At 47.7% G+C, this 19433-nt stretch carries 15 protein-coding genes; 5 read left to right on the plus strand and 10 right to left on the minus strand.

Annotated elements, in window-relative coordinates:
• Positions 1-97 precede the first annotated feature (97 nt).
• Positions 98-2500 (plus strand): hypothetical protein, encoded by a 2403-nt coding sequence (locus tag F8C67_RS08665; RefSeq protein ID WP_151667442.1) that lies wholly within the window; start codon positions 98-100, stop codon positions 2498-2500.
• Here the strand turns inward: F8C67_RS08665 and F8C67_RS08670 are convergent.
• The 8 genes from F8C67_RS08670 to dnaE all read right to left on the minus strand — a co-directional run bounded on the left by F8C67_RS08670 (position 2494) and on the right by dnaE (position 15015).
• Positions 2494-3105 (minus strand): SIS domain-containing protein, encoded by a 612-nt coding sequence (locus F8C67_RS08670; RefSeq protein WP_151667443.1) that lies wholly within the window; start codon positions 3103-3105, stop codon positions 2494-2496. The genes F8C67_RS08665 and F8C67_RS08670 overlap by 7 nt on opposite strands.
• Positions 3092-4075 carry a GHMP family kinase ATP-binding protein gene (locus tag F8C67_RS08675; RefSeq protein ID WP_151667444.1) on the minus strand — a complete coding sequence of 328 codons (984 nt, stop codon included), beginning with the start codon at positions 4073-4075 and terminating at the stop codon, positions 3092-3094. The genes F8C67_RS08670 and F8C67_RS08675 overlap by 14 nt, the downstream gene beginning before the upstream one ends.
• Positions 4072-5958: an HAD-IIIA family hydrolase gene (locus F8C67_RS08680; RefSeq protein ID WP_151667445.1), complete on the minus strand. Its 1887-nt coding sequence runs from the start codon at positions 5956-5958 to the stop codon at positions 4072-4074. The genes F8C67_RS08675 and F8C67_RS08680 overlap by 4 nt, the downstream gene beginning before the upstream one ends.
• On the minus strand, positions 5951-6910 hold the full coding sequence (locus F8C67_RS08685; protein WP_151667446.1) for an NAD(P)H-dependent flavin oxidoreductase: 960 nt from the start codon (positions 6908-6910) through the stop codon (positions 5951-5953). Before F8C67_RS08685 ends, F8C67_RS08680 begins: the two co-directional genes overlap by 8 nt.
• An 82-nt stretch (positions 6911-6992) precedes the next feature.
• Positions 6993-8666, minus strand: a complete 1674-nt coding sequence (locus F8C67_RS08690; RefSeq protein ID WP_151667447.1) for a S8 family serine peptidase — start codon at positions 8664-8666, stop codon at positions 6993-6995.
• Position 8667: 1 nt separating this feature from the next.
• Positions 8668-9852 carry a tRNA 2-thiouridine(34) synthase MnmA gene (mnmA, locus tag F8C67_RS08695; RefSeq protein ID WP_151667448.1) on the minus strand — a complete coding sequence of 395 codons (1185 nt, stop codon included), beginning with the start codon at positions 9850-9852 and terminating at the stop codon, positions 8668-8670.
• Positions 9845-10585, minus strand: coding sequence for a toxin-antitoxin system YwqK family antitoxin (locus F8C67_RS08700; protein ID WP_151667449.1), 741 nt, complete (start codon positions 10583-10585; stop codon positions 9845-9847). The genes mnmA and F8C67_RS08700 overlap by 8 nt, the downstream gene beginning before the upstream one ends.
• A gap of 44 nt (positions 10586-10629) precedes the next feature.
• Positions 10630-15015, minus strand: a complete 4386-nt coding sequence (gene dnaE, locus F8C67_RS08705) for a DNA polymerase III subunit alpha (RefSeq protein ID WP_151667450.1) — start codon at positions 15013-15015, stop codon at positions 10630-10632.
• 563 nt (positions 15016-15578) lie between these two features.
• On the opposite strand from dnaE, the gene F8C67_RS08710 reads away from it, so the two are divergent.
• The 4 genes from F8C67_RS08710 to F8C67_RS08725 all read left to right on the plus strand — a co-directional run bounded on the left by F8C67_RS08710 (position 15579) and on the right by F8C67_RS08725 (position 17335).
• Positions 15579-15938 (plus strand): hypothetical protein, encoded by a 360-nt coding sequence (locus F8C67_RS08710; RefSeq protein ID WP_151667451.1) that lies wholly within the window; start codon positions 15579-15581, stop codon positions 15936-15938.
• A gap of 67 nt (positions 15939-16005) precedes the next feature.
• Entirely contained in the window at positions 16006-16452 is a 447-nt protein-coding gene (locus tag F8C67_RS08715; protein ID WP_151667452.1) for a hypothetical protein, read from the plus strand.
• Positions 16453-16454: 2 nt separating this feature from the next.
• A complete protein-coding gene (locus tag F8C67_RS08720; protein ID WP_151667453.1) occupies positions 16455-16901 on the plus strand; it encodes a hypothetical protein in 447 nt (148 codons plus the stop codon).
• On the plus strand, positions 16898-17335 hold the full coding sequence (locus F8C67_RS08725; RefSeq protein WP_151667454.1) for a hypothetical protein: 438 nt from the start codon (positions 16898-16900) through the stop codon (positions 17333-17335). Before F8C67_RS08720 ends, F8C67_RS08725 begins: the two co-directional genes overlap by 4 nt.
• Positions 17336-17345: 10 nt before the next feature.
• Here F8C67_RS08725 and rimO read toward each other — a convergent pair whose 3' ends face one another.
• Together rimO and F8C67_RS08735 are read right to left on the minus strand one after the other, a co-directional pair.
• Positions 17346-18656 (minus strand): 30S ribosomal protein S12 methylthiotransferase RimO, encoded by a 1311-nt coding sequence (rimO, locus tag F8C67_RS08730; RefSeq protein WP_151667455.1) that lies wholly within the window; start codon positions 18654-18656, stop codon positions 17346-17348.
• A gap of 6 nt (positions 18657-18662) precedes the next feature.
• The gene (locus F8C67_RS08735) at positions 18663-19433 is read right to left on the minus strand and encodes an AMP nucleosidase (RefSeq protein WP_151667456.1); all 771 of its coding nucleotides are present in this window, start codon (positions 19431-19433) and stop codon (positions 18663-18665) included.

Here is a 19433-nt window from a genome sequence, read left to right on the forward strand (position 1 = left end):
ACTTCTCTTCCATCGACTCACCTCAGAATTAACAATATGGTTAAGTCTGATAATCAACAAATTGTGTACATTGTAACAGACCACCAAAACAAGAGAGATGCGCGCTACATTGATACTTGCACTAGGCATGGCTTCGCTATGCACTTTTGCACAACTCAACCCTGGAGACATTGTATTTACTGGCTATAATTCTGATCCGGGATCTGACGGGTTTGCATTCGCCTTTACCACTAGCGTAACGGCTGGAGAGGTAATCATATTTACGGATAACGGATACCAAAGTTCAGGCTCTTTTCGCACAACTGAGGGCTTGCTTTCATACACGGTGCCTGCCGGAGGCAAATCGGCTTATGATTTCGTTGCCGTTGAAGATCGAGGGTCTGGTTACGTGGCATCTGACGGCGCCACACTTACGGAGTATGGAAGTCTAAATCCAGCTGTTGGAGGGGATCAATTCACAGCCTTTCAAGGAACCGTTACAAGTGCTTCCAATTTCACGGTATCCAACGTGATAGCCATGCTCGACTACTATAACGTTGGAGGTAGTTCAAATGCTTTTGATGCAGATGCCACATCATCCCAAACCACTGCCATACACCCTAGCCTGACGAACGGCACAACGGCAATTGCAGTTGGAACATCCAACGCAAGTGACGACAATGGGCGTCTGGTTTTCTCCTCAAGCACACTGGCATTGAGTAGGTCCGATTTCTTGAGCTTTGTGTGCAACCCATCGAATTGGGAAAATGATGGAGCAATCATTTATACCCTTCCCGGAAATCCGATAAACACGTGGAATGGATCCGCTTGGAGTGAAGGCTCAGCGCCCGATGCATCCGAATTGGCAGAGTTTGAAGATGACTTTACAGTGAGCTCCGATATTTCTGTTGGCGAGCTTATCGTTACTAGCGGACAGACGCTCACCCTTGATTCAGGGTTCACCATGACCGTCAACGGCGACGTCACCATAGATGGCGATATTGCCGGTAAAGGCAAGCTGCAAATTGTAAGTGGGACGTTCCCCGCACGAATTCGTCGAGCAACGAACATTTCCGGCATTCTTGAAGTCCCGTCTTCTTCTGAGGTTGAGGCGAGCGGCAACCTCACCATCACCTTTACGGATGGAAATACTTTCGGCACAATCATAGGCGACGGAACGATAAACGGCGATGTTGACGTTCAGACCTACTTAGACCTGTCGGGAGGCGCTTCTGATGGTCGATACTATCATTTAGGCAACCCTGTTCAATCCGCATATAATGATTGGAACGACGATGGAAATACGATGATAGCGGCGAATGACAACACGGGAACTACATGGCTTTGGAACGCGAGTAACGCCGAATGGGAAGCACCTTCCGCTCTGTCTGACAACGTACCCCTAGCCACAGGAGTAGCCGTTTACAGTGGATCTACAAGTGGCGTTGATTTCTTACAAGCTGAAGCAGGGTCAATCGTGCTTACGGGATCGGTTAGACTAGACGATGTAGTTATCGCCCTCGGCTACAACAATGGTCAAGCTTCCTCCGTGCAATTCACTAACGCTGTCGATCCAGAGAATCCATCCGTAGCTGAGTCAGAAGGCTGGAATTTCTTGGCAAATCCTTATTTAGCAGCATATACATGGACGGGCCAAACCCTACCCTCTGGAATGGCTAACGCAACATACATATGGAACGGTTCAAATTATCAGTCGTACGTAAATGGCGTTGGTGTAAATGGCGGAATCGCGCAAATTGCACCTCATCAGGGCTTCTTCGTTCAAACGACCAATTCAACTCCTGGGAACTTCACCTTCGCAGCGGCTCAACGCATAGAAGCTGAAGAATCGGAATTATTTAAATCCGAAGCAGATGGCGTTCGTTTCAATCTTACTCGGGCAAACGGCAACAATGATGAAACGTACGTTGGTTTTACAGCAGAAGCTTCATCCGAGTACGATTTGAAATTCGATGCGCGCAAATTGACCAATGGGCCAGAAACTCCGAATATATCTGTTGTCCATCCTACCGGAAACTATTCCATTTACCACACAAATGGTGGAGATGTACCGCAGCTTTCAGTTCGATGTACAGGTACTGTGGAAGGCGAGTTACTCACCCTTTGTTGGGACGTGGAGCACTTGAAATCTTTCAATGGAGAATTCACAGTTTTCGACACAAAAGAGCAACGGACGCTCAAGCCAGATGAATGTCCCTACGAATTCAACTACGACTCCAATGTAATTGATCGCTTCATTGTTTCATTTAAGACTCAGAACAGCGAGGTAAGCACAGGATTACAGGACGGGTTCATGTACTTCAACGGCAGCGAATACATATTCTTGGGTTCTGAAGATGAGCTAAATGGAAGTCTGGTAATTAGCGACCTCACGGGAAGAACACTACACGAATCTACCTTAACCTCGAATGCCTTCAATTTGCCAGAATTGCCTAATGTAGCGGTTGCAACTTACACCCGAAACGGTGTTCAATACGTTCAGAAACTGATTTCTTACTGAACCCGCGAATCATACGTAGAACCCATACTCGGGTTATCTCCTAAGTAGCGCTCCATCATCGCCTTTTTCACGATGTTGAATATTACCATGTGTATGTCTTCCGTAACCTCCATGTCCATGACAGGAGCGTGAACGTGCAAGTCCGCAATCTGACCAATCTTCCCGCCCTTAAAGCCTGTCATTGCGATAGTTGCAACGCCATTGTCTTTTGCATAGGTGAGCGCCTTCACCACGTTTGCACTATTGCCGCTACCGCTAATTCCGATGACAAGGTCATCCTTTCCGATGAAGTTCTTCAGCGGCTCCACAAAAATGTCTTCCCAACCAATATCATTGGCTATCGCCATCATGCTCGGCAGGTTGTCGTTCAAGCAAATCATCTTGAAACGACGGTCTAAACCGTAGCTCGCTCCTTTGAGGAAATCCCCGGCAGCGTGCGAAGCAGAAGCTCCAGAACCACCATTGCCCATGGTGTAAATGTTACCACCAGCTTCGTAGGCCTTTGCAAAAGCCTCAATCATGGCGTCAATCGACTCTGAACTGAGGTTATCGAGCGTAGACTTTACTTGTTCGATGTAGGATGCGATATTCTTATTGGTCGCCATAATGTATCAATTTGCTTCCCTCCTGCTCCATTTTGAAGTCAAACGGACGAACGCTGTGTAGTGCTGAAATTAGTTTCTCTCTTTTGCTTGGTGGACAAACGAACAACATAAATCCACCGCCGCCTGCACCGAGTAGCTTACCACCCGTTGCTCCCGCTTTGCGAGCAGCGTCGTAGAGCTCGGTAATCATTGGGTTGGTAATGCCGCTTGCAAGACCTTGCTTTAACATCCAGTTCTCGTGCATGATTGCACCGAACTCATCCCAATCTCCGGCCATCAACGAATCTCGAAGATTATACACGAGTCCAACCATTTGTTTAAGCGCATTGAACTTGTCTTCCTGAGAGGTATTCTTCTTCTGCTCAGCCAAAATGCTGGAGGCACTGCGTTGGTTCCCGATATAAAACATCACCAAATGCTGTTGCAAGTCGGCGTGAGCATCCATGCTCATGTGAATGGGATCAACCGAAACATGACCATTGGGATGAAACTCTATCACATTTAAACCACCATAGGCTGCGGCGTATTGATCCTGCTTACCAATAGGTTCTTTTAGGATGTCGATTTCGATCTCACAGGCTTCCTTGGCCAAGGTCTCCTTAGACACAAATCTGTTCTGCACCGCAGACAGGTTGTGAAGTACACCCACCGTAAAGCTGCTCGAACTTCCCATCCCTGTACCGGCAGGCACATCGGCTATGGAACTGATTTCCAAACCACCTTGTATATCGAAACGCTGCAAAATGGTGCGAAGCAAGTTGTGCTTGAGATCGGCCACGTTGTCAACCGTTTCAGTTTGAGAGTACTTCGTACGAATCTTGCCGGGCTCAAAGAATTTGTGACTAGAGATGTACATGTACTTGTCGATACTCGTACTAAGTACAGCTCCAGGATGCTTCGAATAGAAGGCTTCGAGGTCAGATCCTCCGCCAACAAAACTGATTCGAAAAGGGGTCTTGGTAATAATCATGAAGTGAAGATGTCGTCAGCGAATTTACGGCCTTGCGCGATGATTTCATATTCATTGGCCAATCGCGATGCGTAAAGGTCTTGGATTTCACCTTCTTCGCGTCCTTTCCATTCGTAAAAGCGCTCAAATCGGCGCTTGCGAGTTTCTTCTGATGTTTCCATGAACACCTTCCAGTGTCCCAATTCCGCCATCTCTTCATCAATTAAGGCCGGCACACCTTCCACAAAGATGATAGGTTCGCCTGTCCAGCCCACTTGAATGCCAAAAGCCATTCTTTCTGGATGGTCGGCATAGCCCGGAATCTGAATCGAACCGCCTGAAGTGAAGGACTTTATATCCTCCTTTAATTTATCTAAACGATACGTACGCTTCACATCCTCTTCTTCGCCTCGCTCGGATTTAGGGAGAATCCATTGGTCGAGCGGCAAGCGAATCGACTGGATGCCGTCTTGAACCAAACGGTACATCATTTCGCTTACGAAACTGCTTTTGCCACTCCTAGATTGTCCACCAACCAAGACCACAAACGGTGATCCTTTCGAAGACTGAAATCGCTTCTTGAGCTGTTTGTAGGCATCTTTATATGGAGCTTCTAATATGTAAGCTACCGCGTCTTCGAGGGTGTCGAAGTGGAAATCTGGGCGAGCGTTCAAAACCACTGCGCCATGGCCCGTGCGCAGTGCGATGGTTCTCACGCCGGCTGCTTTACCTGCTTCAATATCGCGTGAAGAATCACCAATCATCCAGCTGCTCCGAAGGTCGATATTAAAACGCTTCGTGGCCTTCATGATCATGCCCGGTTTTGGCTTGCGGCACTCACAATCAATCTTGTACTCTGGTCGCTCGCCTTCAAACCCTTTGTGTGGGTGATGTGGACAATAGTAAATCGCATCCACGAAAGCATGGGCTTCCCCGAGTTCGGTTTCCATTTTCTTATGGATCTCGCCCAATCCCTCTTCGTCTATCATTCCGCGGGCCACCACACTTTGATTGGTAGTGATAACACTCAAATAATCCGAGCGATTTATTCTCTGTAGAGATGGGGCTGTCCAGGAGTAGAGCTCTAGGTCTTCGGGGCGATCAATCAAGTCTGTATCGTAATTGAGCACGCCATCTCGGTCGAGGAAAATACACTTCTGCTTATTCACAAGTGATCGCCGTGCTACTTTACCACTTTTGACATCTCCTTCTACTCGTTCGAGTCGATCTGGAGTGCCCATATCTTTTAGGTATTCAGGTGTACTGTACCCAAACATTTTCACTTCGCCTACCCACTTTGGGAAGATGTCCTTTCCAAAATCGGCCTTAACGCCACTTTCCAATCTTGAAAGTACAGCTGTGTTGAAAACATACGCTGCCGCGTTCACACAGTTGTGGTATTGCAAGCCTTCGGCATGAGGTTTTGACAAAAAGGCCTTCACCTCATCATCAGGCCCTAATTCAACCAAATCACTGTCGTACGGATGATCGTTTGGATGCACGACAAGTGTTGCTTCCGCATTTTTATTTTGATGGAAGGTATAGAGACGCGATAGATCCATTTCCATCATAACATCGCCGTAGAGTACAAGGAAATCGCCCGAAAGCTGATCTTCAACCGCCTTTACGCCCCCTACCGTTCCAAGCGGCACCTCCTCCACGTAATACGTGATATCAATCCCTCGAAACGATTCACCAAAGTGTTCAATGATTGGTTCTTTAAGGTGATTGACAAGGATAATGGCTTGAGTTATACCTTGCTTAGCGCACATGTCAAGTTGATACTCGAGTATGGGCTTACCCGCTACAGGCATCATTGGTTTAGGAATGTCTGCCCGAATGTTGGCAAGTCGAGTTCCTTTACCTCCGGCGAGAATAACAACCTGTTTAAGCGAGTCAGACATTCGTATTCAATTGAAGATTAGCCATTTCCAAACGTGCAGATTCGAATTCACTCACGATTTCTTTTACGATTTCACTCGTGGGTTTTATCTCGTTGATCAGACCTGAAATTTGTCCAATCTCCAATTCTCCATCTTCCATATCTCCTTCAAACATCCCGCGTTTCGCACGTGCACGTCCGAGGAGCGTCTTCAACTCTTCAACGCTCGCTCCAGCTTGATAAGCCGCAGCAACCTCTCCAAAAAACTTATTCTTGATAAGTCGCACAGGAGCCAATTCCTTCAACGTTAGCATTGTATCGCCCTCTTTGGCATCAACAACCGCCTTCTTAAATGCGAGGTGACCAGAAGATTCTTCGGAAGTCACAAATCGACTGCCAATTTGGACACCATCAGCGCCTAGCGACATTGCTGCCAGCATTCCTCTACCTGTTCCTATGCCGCCTGCTGCAATCACAGGAATGCTTAATTCGGCCTTCACCATTGGAATGAGGCACATGGTGGTCGTTTCATCTCTACCGTTGTGTCCTCCAGCCTCAAAACCTTCGGCAACAACAGCATCAACTCCGGCCTCTTCGGCCTTTTTAGCAAACTTCACACTGCTTACCACATGCACAACCGTGATGCCCTTCTCCTTTAAATGGCTTGTCCAAGTCTTCGGATTTCCCGCAGAGGTGAAAACGATTTTCACACCTTCTTCAATGATGATGTCCATGTGCTTATCGATATCTGGATAAAGCATCGGAACATTCACACCAAAGGGCTTATCGGTGGCAGCTTTTGTTTTTCTGATGTGTTCGCGCAGTACGTCAGGATACATAGATCCTGATCCGATAATTCCGAGGATACCGCTGTTGGCGGCGGCACTAGCCAGCTCCCAACCGGAACACCAAATCATACCAGCTTGTACAATGGGGTAATCGATTCCAAATAACTCGGTAATGCGATTCTTCATATAGGTAGAGTTGAAGCGTGAAAATAGTCGTTTCAAACGCTACTAACAAAGAGATTTCGTGCGGATTTAAACGCCGCTTGGCTTATCGTCTGACCACCAACTTGGTGCTGAACACTTCGCCTTCAGAAGTAACGGTGAGAATGTAAAGTCCATTGGAAAGACTCGATCCCAAGGTCAAATAATCGTTTCGTGGGAATTGAATTTCCCCCGAAGCGGCAACGGCCCCATCAATCGTCGTAATCGTGTATTCTGCGGGACCTTCCATGTCTAACCGAAGCCTTACTTCCGAATCAGCCGGATTGGGAAACACGTACGACGGCGATGCTTCCATGGCACCTGACAATTCCATGGCCGTTCCAAAGTTTGGAATCCCGTAGCCATAGTCGGAATTAGGATTCCCATACCGGTCTGCACTCTGGCGAATCCAGTTCATGATTTGGTAGTTGGTCGCTGTTGGGTTTGCCTCCCAGAAACAAGCCGCAAAGCCTGCCATTACGGGTGCGGAGAAGCTTGTTCCATTTCCGCGGGTAACCAATCCGTACTGCCCTAAATGTGCAGTAAGCACCCCTTGTGCCATAATATCGGGTTTCACTCTGCCATCGGCTGAGGGCCCTCTTGCGGAAAATCCTCCCACCACTCGGTTGCTATCTACCGCTCCCACGGCAAGTACACTATCTGCATCGGCAGGTGCCGATATGATTCTCCAGTTTGAAGCGCCTGTATTGCCGGCACTTGTAACGACTACCATACCCTTGCGGTGGGCCATTACGGCTCCGTAGGTAACGATGGCGGTCCGACCATCCATATCCTCTGGCGTGTAGTCAATTCCAGAATCAAACGTGGTGTATCCCAAAGATGAATTGATGACATCTGCACCGATACTGTCGGCAAATTCCATCGCGAAGATCCAATTGTCTTCCTCAACCTTGGTTTCACTTTCATCGTCTTCCGACCTCAAGAGCGCATAGGATGCCTTGGGAGCAGAGCCCACAAGCTGACCATCCATTTCGGCACACATAATGGACCAAACGCGAGTGCCATGGAAACCGGCGGCACGAAAGACATTGGTGTCATTATTCACAAAGTCGTAGGTCGCTACCACTCTCCCATCATCAAATGCCCGTTGAAGTCCTCCCCATTCATTTGCATGATAAAATGCACCGTCTAAGACGGCGATGAGCAGACCTCGCCCTTCAAAGCCAGCATCGTGCAAAACGTGCCCTTTTACCATGTCGGTTTGCTGCCACGCCTCTCCATAATCAAACCAATGATCTCCTGGAGGAGCGGCAGCGAGGGCGCGTACCGCTGAGTGAGTTTCTAAGGATGGTGTAGTATTTTCGACCTCTTCGATAAGCAATGATCTAACAGGCTGGATTTCGAACCCTGGATTATACAAGCCAAGTTGAAAAAGCACCCTTTTGTCAATCACGTCCGAAAGCTCATGAATTTGGTGAGATGTTTCGATACTGTAGGCGTTCAACCATCGCGAATAACCGTGAATCTTGGCGTCAGCCTCAATCAGCAAACGTTCAAGTTGAGGGTTTCTCCTTTGATAATCAGATATTTCCAGAGAAACATTTCTCTCAACTCTCTTTTGAAGAGCTAAATCAGAAATGGCAGGTGAAAGCTCATTCTTGTGATTTTCGAACCATTCGAGTTGTTGTTCGGATGACTCTAGAAACACCCAATACTTGTACTGCGCCGTTCCATTCAACGAAAATGCGAGCAAGACTAAAAGGGAGTATTTCTTCAACATATTATTCGTGTATCACGCCAGAGCCTATGAGCTCATCATTCTGGTACCAAGCGGCGAACTGACCTGGAGTAATCGCCTTTTGTTTATTTACGAATGATATATATAAACCGTTGGCTGTGCGGTGGATAGAAGCTTCTTGCAAAGGCTGACGATAGCGAATTCTCACCATGTAATCTCTCGATTCACCAACCTGCATTTCCAAATCTTCACGCGTCCAATGAACTTCCTCGTTACGGATGAAAAGCGCCTTCCGGTAGAGTCCAGGATGGCTTTCGCCCATGCCGGTGTAAATGATATTCTCTTTTACATCGGTACCAATAACGAAGAGTGGCTCTGGCGTTCCTCCAACCATCAATCCTTTACGCTGGCCAACCGTGAAATAATGTGCGCCAGAATGCTCTCCAACCACGGTTCCCATATCTGGTGTCAACTCAACAGGTGTTGCCCATTGCTCGAAATCATTCTCGCCATCCGCCAATACTGCGCCAGCAAAGGCCGGATGGTCTGCAGGAACATTAATGATTTTGCCTTTCTTCGGCTTCAATTGTTGCTGAAGGAAATCGGGAAGTCGAACTTTTCCAATAAAGCACAACCCTTGGCTATCCTTCTTTTCAGCCGTCACGAAGCCTTGTTCCATCGCAATTTTTCGCACCTCACTTTTCTCAAGGTGTCCGATAGGAAAAAGGGCTTTGCTCAATTGAAATTGGTTCAATTGGCAAAGGAAATACGACTGATCTTTATTCTTATCTACTCCGGCGAGAAGCTTGTGAACTTCAACACCGTTTACTACTTCCGATTCGCGGCGACAGTAATGTCCCGTAGCCACGAAATCTGCTCCCAGTTTGAGGGCGGTATCTAGGAATGTATCAAACTTGATTTCCCTATTGCAGAGTACATCCGGGTTTGGCGTTCGACCTGCCTCGTATTCTGCGAACATGTAATCGACGATGCGCTCTTTGTATTCGGCACTCAAATCGACCACCTGGAAAGGAATTCCCAAGGCGTCCGCCACCATCATGGCATCGTTGGAATCTTCAATCCATGGACATTCATCGTGAAGGGTAACCGATTCATCCACCCAGTTGCGCATAAATAGGCCGATTACCTCGTGCCCTTGTTGTTGTAACAGGTACGCTGCAACCGACGAATCTACTCCTCCACTTAATCCTACTACTACTCTACTCATTTGTAGTCTCCTCCTGCTCTTCTTCCTCTTCTAGTTCCTCGCAATGTTCTACAAGGCATTCTCTATCAATCAATTCGCCCATCTCGTAGATTTCGCGAATCTTCTGCTTTCCATTCTCAAAGATGTACCAGTTTCCGTGCTTTAAGCCTCGCACATACGAGCCAATCCACATTGGCAATCCTTCCTGATCGTAATACTGCACATCACCTTCGAGTTTCCCTCCAACGAACGTTCCGCGTGAGCGCGTTGTACCGTCGGAATACTTTCGAACCCAAAGTCCATCTTTCTCCCCATGCTTCCACTCGATGCGTTCTGCAACGCTACCGTCTTCAAACAGGGTACGTTCCAATCCGTGTTTCTCGCCCATCTTCCACGTAATGGTACTTACGAGGTCGCCATCGGGACCGTAATACCTCCATACGCTGTCGCGCTTCGTACCATGGAACAGGCCTTCTGCCATGATCTTCCCGGTCGTCTCGTACATTCTCGCATATCCAACACCGGTAGTACCTCGGTATTCGATTTGGGATTTCATCTTTCCATTTTCATGGTAATAGGTGAAGGTCCCAACGGGAATATCATTCTCAAACTGACCTCTGTAGCGCACTTGGTCGATACCTTCGTACATTTTCTCCCAGGCACCTTGCTTGCGGCCTTGAGCATCGGTTTGATTGACTTGCGACCATGAAGTAAGGCCGAAAAAAACACAAATAGCGACGAGATAGATCTTCATTCCTTTCAAGTGAGAGTGCAAAGTTAATACTCTTGGGTAGAGAATCAGTTCAGCTTGACCTGCAGGGCGTCAATGTTATTGAGTTTATCTAACAGCTCCTTGGTGATTTCGACACGCTTGGTTCGGCTTGGCATAGTCACCGAAATGTTCTCCGTTGTATCAGCAACGATAAAGGTCACCTTCTTCTTGCCCGGAGAACTATCAAGGGCTTGCTCAACTTCGTCCATCAAATATTCATCCACTTCGTCCAGACGCATCGTCACCTTGATGCTCTTGCTCAACTCTCCCATAATGTCGGAGAGCAGCTTGACATCAAAGAAGTCCGAATTGATTCGCTCTATAACTTCCCCGTCCTTTTCCCAGCTCCGTTTAGTCACTTTGAGCTTCCCATACAGCATTTGGTCTTTCACCAAGAAGTGTCGGAATTTGAGATAGGATTCGCCGAAGAGTCTAAATTCATGTGAACCCCTAAGGTCCTCCATCGTGAAGAATCCAAATCCCTTGCCATTCTTTGATACACGGTGCTGAACATCGGTTACAATGCCTGCGATGTGAATCTCGCGCCCTACGAGCTGCTCTTCATTGTTGAAAGCTTCGACAGGATGCGTGCAGAAGGAGCGTATTTCATACCGGAAATCATCCAACGGATGCGAACTGAGGTACATCCCGTTTACTTCCTTCTCCCTGCTCAATTGCTGGATTCTCGACCACGGTTCAACTTCTGGAAGCGGTGGCTCGGGAATTTGAACTTCAGACGATTCGCCGAATAACGAAACCTGAGCAGAATCTTCACTGGCTTTCACGTTTTGAGCGTATTTGATCGCCTTTTCAATAAATGAACGACCGTCTCCTTCATCTGCAAAGTAGATGGCGCGATGTTCCTTGTCGAAACTGTCGAAAGCGCCGCCCAACGCCAAACTTTCTATGGTTTTCCTGTTTACGATGCGGAGATCTACACGCTTCAAGAAATCAAAGATTCCTCTGTATTTGCCATTCTCTTTACGCTCAGCCACAATGTGGTCTACAGCGCTTCCTCCAACTCCGCGCATACCTCCTAAACCGAAGCGAATTGCGCCTTCGTCGTTCACTCGGAAAGTGTATTCCGATTCATTCACATCCGGAAGAAGCACAGGAATCTGCATTCTTCGGCACTCTTCCATGAAGAACGTCACCTGCTTGATGTCGTTCATGTTGTTGGAGAGGACAGAGGCCATGTACTCGGCCGGATAGTGCGCTTTCAGGTAGGCCGTTTGGTAGGCGACCCACGCGTAACAAGTTGAGTGTGACTTGTTAAAGGCGTAGGATGCAAATGCTTCCCAGTCCTTCCAAATCTTATTGAGCTTGTCTTCATCATGTCCGCGCTCTTTACCTCCATCAATAAACTTTGGCTTGAGCGTTTCTAGTAGTGCGAAGATCTTCTTACCCATTGCCTTACGCAGGGTATCGGCTTCACCTTTGGTAAACCCAGCTAGCTTTTGCGAGAGGAGCATAACTTGCTCCTGATACACGGTAATTCCGTAGGTTTCCTCTAGATACTCTTGCATATCGTCGAGGTCGTACGTGATCTCCTCCACCCCGTGCTTTCTTCGAACGAAGGAAGGAATGTACTCGAGCGGACCTGGACGATACAAGGCGTTCATGGCGATGAGATCCGCGAATACGGTAGGCTTTAAGTCCTTGAGGTACTTTTGCATACCTGCGGATTCATATTGGAAGATACCTACCGTTTCTCCGCGTTGGAACAGCTCATAGGTCTTTCTGTCATCCAGAGGAACTGTATCCATATCGAGCTCTACACCATGGTTTTCCTTGACCATCTCCACCGCATCTTTAATGAGCGTGAGCGTTTTTAGTCCAAGGAAGTCCATTTTGAGTAGTCCGGCGCTCTCCACCACAGAGTTATCGAACTGGGTACACCACATGTTCGAATCTTTGGCAAGAGAAACAGGCACGAGTTCACGAATATCACTTGGGGTGATAATGACCCCACAGGCGTGGATACCGGTACTTCGCACGGAGCCTTCAAGAACGTGTGCTTGCTGAAGCGTTCGTCCCTCCATATCATCCTTCTGATACAGGTTGACCATCGACTTCGCCTTGTCGAAATCGTCTGCCCTGAACTTCGATTTCATGGTCTTCTCATCCATTGCAAATAGTTTGCGGAGAGAAGTATCTGGCATCAACTTGGTGAGCTTATCTGCCACATCAAACGGTAAATCGAGCACGCGGGCTGTATCCTTAATGGAGCTCTTCGCGGCCATGGTACCGTAGGTGATGATTTGTGCAACCTGACTAGATCCGTACTTGTCGATTACGTATTGAATGACCTTATCGCGACCACGGTCGTCGAAGTCAATATCGATATCGGGAAGGGATACACGCTCAGGATTGAGGAATCTCTCAAATAGAAGATCGTATGCGATGGGGTCTACATTCGTAATTCCAATGCAGTAGGCCACCGCCGATCCTGCGGCGGAACCACGTCCAGGTCCCACGCTCACTCCCATATTTCGGGCCTCGTTACAGAAGTCTTGCACAATCAAGAAGTAGCCCGGATATCCCGTATTGGCAATGGTTTCAAGCTCGAAGTCTAGACGTTCCCGAATCTCATCTGTGATGACCTCATACCGCTTTTTGGCACCCTCATAGGTCAGGTGACGAAGGAAGGCATTTTCACCGCGCTTGCCGCCGTCGTGCTGATCTTCTTCATGCTGAAACTGCTCGGGAATTTCAAAGGCAGGAAGGAGAACATCGCGTGCGAGTTCGAAGGGCTCTACTTTGTCGATGATTTCGCGAATCGTTGAAATGGCTTTCGGCAAATCCGCAAACTGCCGTTTCATTTCCGCTTGCGACTTAAAGTAGAACTCGTCGTTCGGGAACCCGAAGCGGAATCCGCGGCCTCGTCCAATCGGAGTCGATTTTTTCTCACCTTCCTTGACACACAGGAGAATGTCGTGCGCTTCGGCATCTTCCTTATCTAAGTAGAAAGTGTTGTTTGCGGCGAAATACTTCACACCGTACTTCTCAGCGAAGCGCAGAAGTGTTTCGTTCACGCGGTCTTCTTCGGGTAGATTGTGACGGTTGAGTTCGACGTAGAAATCTTCACCGAACTGTTCGTGCCACCAGCAAAACGCTTCTTCGGCTTGTTTCTCACCCACATTCAAAATGAGTTGAGGAACCTCGCCTTGAAGTCCGCCGGTAGTTGCAATAACGTTTTCCTTGTGCTCGAGAATCAGCTTTTTATCAATCCTTGGCACGTAGTAGAATCCGTTGATGAATCCCTCAGAACTCATCTTGGCCAGATTCAAATAGCCTTCTTTATTCTTTGCGAGAAGGGGAATCTGGAAGCCATCATCCTTTCTCGATTTATCCAAATGATCTTTACAGACGTAGAAGTCGCAGCCCACCACTCCTTTGATAGGCTCTTTGTCGTACGGTTCACCCTTGGCTTCGGCATCTTTCGCTTCGCCGGCTATGCGCTTGTTGTAATCGTTAACCGCCTTCACGAAGTGGAATGCCCCCATCATGTTTCCTAGGTCGGTCATCGCCACAGCCGGCATGCCCTCATCGCCCGCTCGATTGACCAGGGCCTTTACATCACTTACGGCTTGGAGAATGGAGTACTGCGTATGGTTGTGAAGGTGAGCGAAAGGTACATCACTGAGCTGCTGAAGATTATCGTCAATGGCAGCGTCTGACAAACCTGGAGATGCAGCGTCTTGCTCCTTTTTGCGAATTGCTTCACTTTGCTTCTTTAGGTTGCGGTGCTTGAGCCCAATCGGAGCAATTACGTCTGGATTCGCCTCAACGAAGGCCTTCACTTGGGTGTCGTCAAACCCAAGCTCAGACGGCGTGTACTCAGCTCTTCGAACGAGTTCTAGGAAACAGCGTGTAGTAGCTTCAACGTCGGCCGTGGCATTGTGGGCTTCGCCAAACGGACTTCCAAAGAGGTGTTGGTGAAGCTCGGTGAGTGTTGGCAGTTTGAATTTGCCGCCTCGTCCGCCAGGAATCTGGCACATCTCAGCCGTATGCTCGTTACAGGTATCCAGAACGGGGAGATCTGTAATCGGACTCTCGATTCCCAAGCGATAGAGTTCACACCCTACCACATTGATATCGAAGCCAACATTTTGACCCACGTTAAACTTGGCCTTGTGGAGCGTATTCACAAAATGCTCCATCGCCTCTTTGAGCGACACACCGTCACGCTCTGCCAATGCAGTTGAAATCCCGTGAATCTGTTCTGATTCAAAAGGGATATCAAATCCTTCTGGTTTGATGAGGTATTCGACTTGCTCGAGAAGTTCACCTTGGGCACCGTGTAGCTGCCACGCGATTTGAACAACGCGAGGCCAATTATCCGTGTCGGTTATAGGCGCACGGAAGTCTTTTGGCAAACCGGTAGTCTCGGTATCGAATACTAAAAACATCTAATTATCAAATACTTAGGTGAGATTCTAATTCAGAAGGACGAAACATCAAATTACGACGGTTTGGTGGGTTGGACAAGTGGAGTTATTAACAGGATTCCGCGCTTGTCAGCGCGTAAAAGGGTGCTCGCCATTAGGCAATCAAAGGATCCTCCGTCAGTTGACGGAGGAAAGACGCTGGCCTTCGGCCGAGCGCAAGGCCTCCTTCGTCGGCAAGAAAGCAATACGACTTAAGCCAGAAGTTCAACTTTTGTCACAAATACAACAAGGCTTTAGCTCGTGGTTCTTCTCTCCTTCAATGACCATCTAGCTCCAGCTGGTGGTTCTTCATCTCTTCCAAATACCACCTAGCTTTAACTGGTGGTATGCCGCCCCTTACAACATTCCAACTACCACTAACTTCAGTTGGTGGTGATCCGCTAATTGCCCAGTGACTTCTGTCGGTGGCCCTGATATCAACTCAATAATCACCCAGAATTAACTTCCACTTGACTGAATCAGGAGGAGGAACGCGGAACTTTGCGCTCAGTATCGCGTTACAAGTAGACCTCAAACCAAAAGTTATGCGCCTTTTATATTCCATACTGTTCGCACTCGGTTGCCTCGTTTCATACGGCCAAAATCAGATTGACATTCGAATTTTGGACTTGAAGCCGAACAGCGAGAGTATAGAAATGGAGTATGAAACGGTTGATGCTGAATCGAATGGACCGTCGACCTCAACATTCGTAGTTAGTCGCGCACCATCGCTCAACCTTCCCCCAGATCTTACCGTGTACATCATTCACGAGCGATTGGGATTGATCCGTACTCATATCCGTGACTTGCTGAATCAAGGTCCATCTGCTTGGAAGAACGTTCACTTCAGACTGCATTTAGAGAATGATCAACCTGTGAAGCTTGAGCAACTCTATAAACCTTGACATACCATATTGATGGCGCCAATTGCGTCTGAATCTTGGTTATATTGCGAGAAATCATGTATTCAAAATGAAGCATTCATTACTCGCACTAGCGCTCACTTTCTCCCTAGGTGTATTTGCCCAAATTGCTGTTCCTAAAGCAGTGGCAGTAAAGTCTTTTATCGAATTAGCTGAATGTGCTGATATCGACGAAAGCGCTTTCTCTGCCGATGCATGGGATTTCATGGAAGGATTTGTTGCTAGTAGCAAGTCGATAGAAGATTATACATCCGAGCGTATGGGCGACCTAGGTGCTGAAAAAGTGATGGCCGTTGGTATGGAGCTCCAATCTATGGATCAAAAGCTAAGCGGGGCCATGTCTAAATGCGCCAACGAAACAACGGCAAAGTTCGCTGATTACAACAGTGATAGCCTCGAACGTTCGTGGCTCGGTGTAAGTCGTGATGAAGTTCCCGAATCAGCAAAGCACCTCGCACTTCTTATGGAGTTCCTTTCGAAAGCAATGGCCGCATAGCCATGAGAATCCTCCTTCTCACAGCTGTATTTGCACTCACCGCTTGCGGCACCTACACGGGGCTGTCTAAAGAAACGGAGACGGTCATTGCCACCCGATTTTGTGAGTGCATGGAAAGTTCCCTACCCGAGCTCGATGAGTATTCTATGCAGTCCTTCGAATACGCGGCTACGCATGAAGAGGAACTATGGGAGGAATTCCACCAAAACATGCTACTGGCCTTACGAGGTGAAGATTCTGCGACCTATCTGAAGAACATGACGGAGCTCTTTGATGAGTTCGATATGGATGAATATATCGAAGCTTGCGGAGAGACTCTACTAGAGCAGTATCCGATTCTCGATTCTTTGGAGGACCAACAGCTTGTAGACCTCTTCAAATACAGAATGCCTAAAGATTGTCGTTTCACCAGAGCCATAATTGAGGCTTACGAATACCACGAAATGTGAAGTACATCATCCCACTCCTACTCCTATCCTTTGCTTCTTTTGGTCAGGAAGAAATTACTGTCGAAGAACAGGAAGTTCTAGATATCGTGTGCACCTGCACAAACGAGGCTTTGGAAGATGTCAACTACTATCTGACAACCATCCTCAATTACATCAAGGAACACCCGGAAGATGGATTGGACTTTGAGGACGAAGACCTACTCGCAGAGCTCACAGAGAAGCAAGCAGCGGAGTATCACAGGCAAGAAGAACTATTCGATTCCATACTCGATACCGATGAAATCGATTTATGCATTGAAGATACCGACGGCTTCGACGATGTAATCGATACTGGGATGATGGAAGGACGCACTAAAGTGTACATAGCCTATCTGCATAGCATAGAATGCTACGGTTTAGAAACCATTTTCAGAATAATGATGTACGACTACTAGAGCGAATCGACTAGTCTTCCACCACTTCGCCCATCAGGTCGAAGTCAGTGGCATCTACAATCTTCACGGTAGCGAAATCACCCACTCTCAGGTAGGTATCTTTTGCTGAAATCAGCACCTCATTATCGACATCTGGCGAGTCAAATTCTGTTCTAGCCACAAACTGATCACCTTCTATTCTGTCGACAAGAACTCGATATGTTTTACCGATCATTTCCTGGTTTTTATCCCATGAAATCTCTTGTTGAATAGCCATGATTTCGTCGGCTCTACGCTGTTTCACCTCATCGGGAACATCATCCTCTAGGTTGTAGGCGTGAGTATTTTCCTCGTGGCTGTAGGTAAAGATCCCGAGGCGTTCGAAGCGTTGATCACGCACCCAATCGGCCATAGTCTGGAAGTCTTCCTCAGTTTCACCTGGATACCCAGAAATAAGCGTGGTTCGAATAGCGATTCCTGGAACCTTTTCGCGCATCATGTCGAGCAAACGGTTGGTACGCTCCATGGTCGTACCTCGACGCATGCTTTTCAAAACTGGGTCTGCGATATGCTGAAGTGGAATGTCGATATAGTTGCAAACCTTCGGCTCTTCGCGGATTACGTCTAGCACGTCTTCAGGGAAGCCCGTTGGGAAGAGGTAATGCAAACGAATCCACTCGATTCCTTCTACTTTAACCAAGGCACGAAGCAAATCGGCAAGCTTGCGTTCTTTGTAAAGGTCCAATCCGTAATAGGTCAAATCTTGCGCGATGAGGATGAGCTCTTTCACTCCTTTGGCAGCCAACTTTTCGGCCTGTGTAACCAGATCTTCTATTGGCGTACTCTTGTGTGAACCGCGCATGAGTGGAATCGCACAGAAACTACAAGGGCGATCACATCCTTCGGCGATCTTCATGTAAGCGTAGTGCTGTGGAGTTGTTGTAAGTCGCTCTCCAACTAACTCATGCTTGTAATCTGCCCCTAGTGCTTTGAGTAGCTTAGGAAGATCGCGCGTCCCAAAATACTGATCTACGTTAGGAATTTCTTTCTCAAGGTCTGGCTTATATCGCTCTGACAAACATCCCGTTACAAACACCTTATCCACTACCCCGTCTTCCTTCTTCTGAACGAAATCGAGTATGGTATCTACGCTTTCTTGCTTGGCGTTATCGATAAAACCACAGGTGTTGACAACGATGATGTTGCCTTCTTCGGCTTCATGTCGGACGTCCTTTCCATTGGCCTTCAACTGGCCCATGAGCACTTCAGAATCATAAATATTCTTACTGCACCCGAGGGTTACTACGTTGATGACGTTCTTCTTTCTGCTCTTTGTACGCATGTATGCCTAAAATCTTAGATGTCGGACTGATTGTCCATTTTCGCGAATTTCTTGGAGTGCTTCTTCGCCAATCTTCACGTGGAGGTCGACGAAATTTGCAGTCACTTTCTTATCGCTAGCTTCGGTTTTAACTCCGTCTGGTATCATGGGTTGATCGCTCACGAGAAGGAGTGCACCGGTTGGTATCTGATTCTTGAATCCCACGGAGAGCAAGGTGGCCGTTTCCATATCAATGGCCATTGCTCTGGTGCGTTTCAAGTACTTTTTGAACTTGTCATCGTGTTCCCAAACCCTGCGGTTTGTCGTATACACGGTGCCTGTCCAATAATCTTGGTTATTCTCTCTAATTCGAGTGCTCACCGCTCGCTGCATATTAAATGCGGGAAGTGCTGGCACTTCAGATGGGAAATACTGTTCACTCGTACCTTCACCTCGAATGGCACCTATGGGCAGAATGAAATCGCCAATGGCGTTCTTCTTTTTCAACCCGCCACATTTCCCTAGGAAGAGTACTGCTTTCGGTTTGATAGCGCCGAGAAGATCCATGATGGTAGCCGCGTTTGGACTCCCCATACCGAAATTGATAATCGTAACACCAGCGGCCGAGGCGTTGGGCATGGAACGATCTGTTCCCAGAACCTCAACACCGTGTTTCTGGGCGAATATTTCAACGTAATTCGAAAAGTTGGTCAACAGCACATAAGGCTCAAAGTCTTCGAGCTCTCTGCCTGTGTAACGTGGCAACCAATTTTCTATGATTTCTTTCTTACTCTTCAA

It is taken from the genome of Phaeocystidibacter luteus (assembly GCF_008933115.1).
Lineage (GTDB): Bacteria > Bacteroidota > Bacteroidia > Flavobacteriales > Schleiferiaceae > Phaeocystidibacter > Phaeocystidibacter luteus.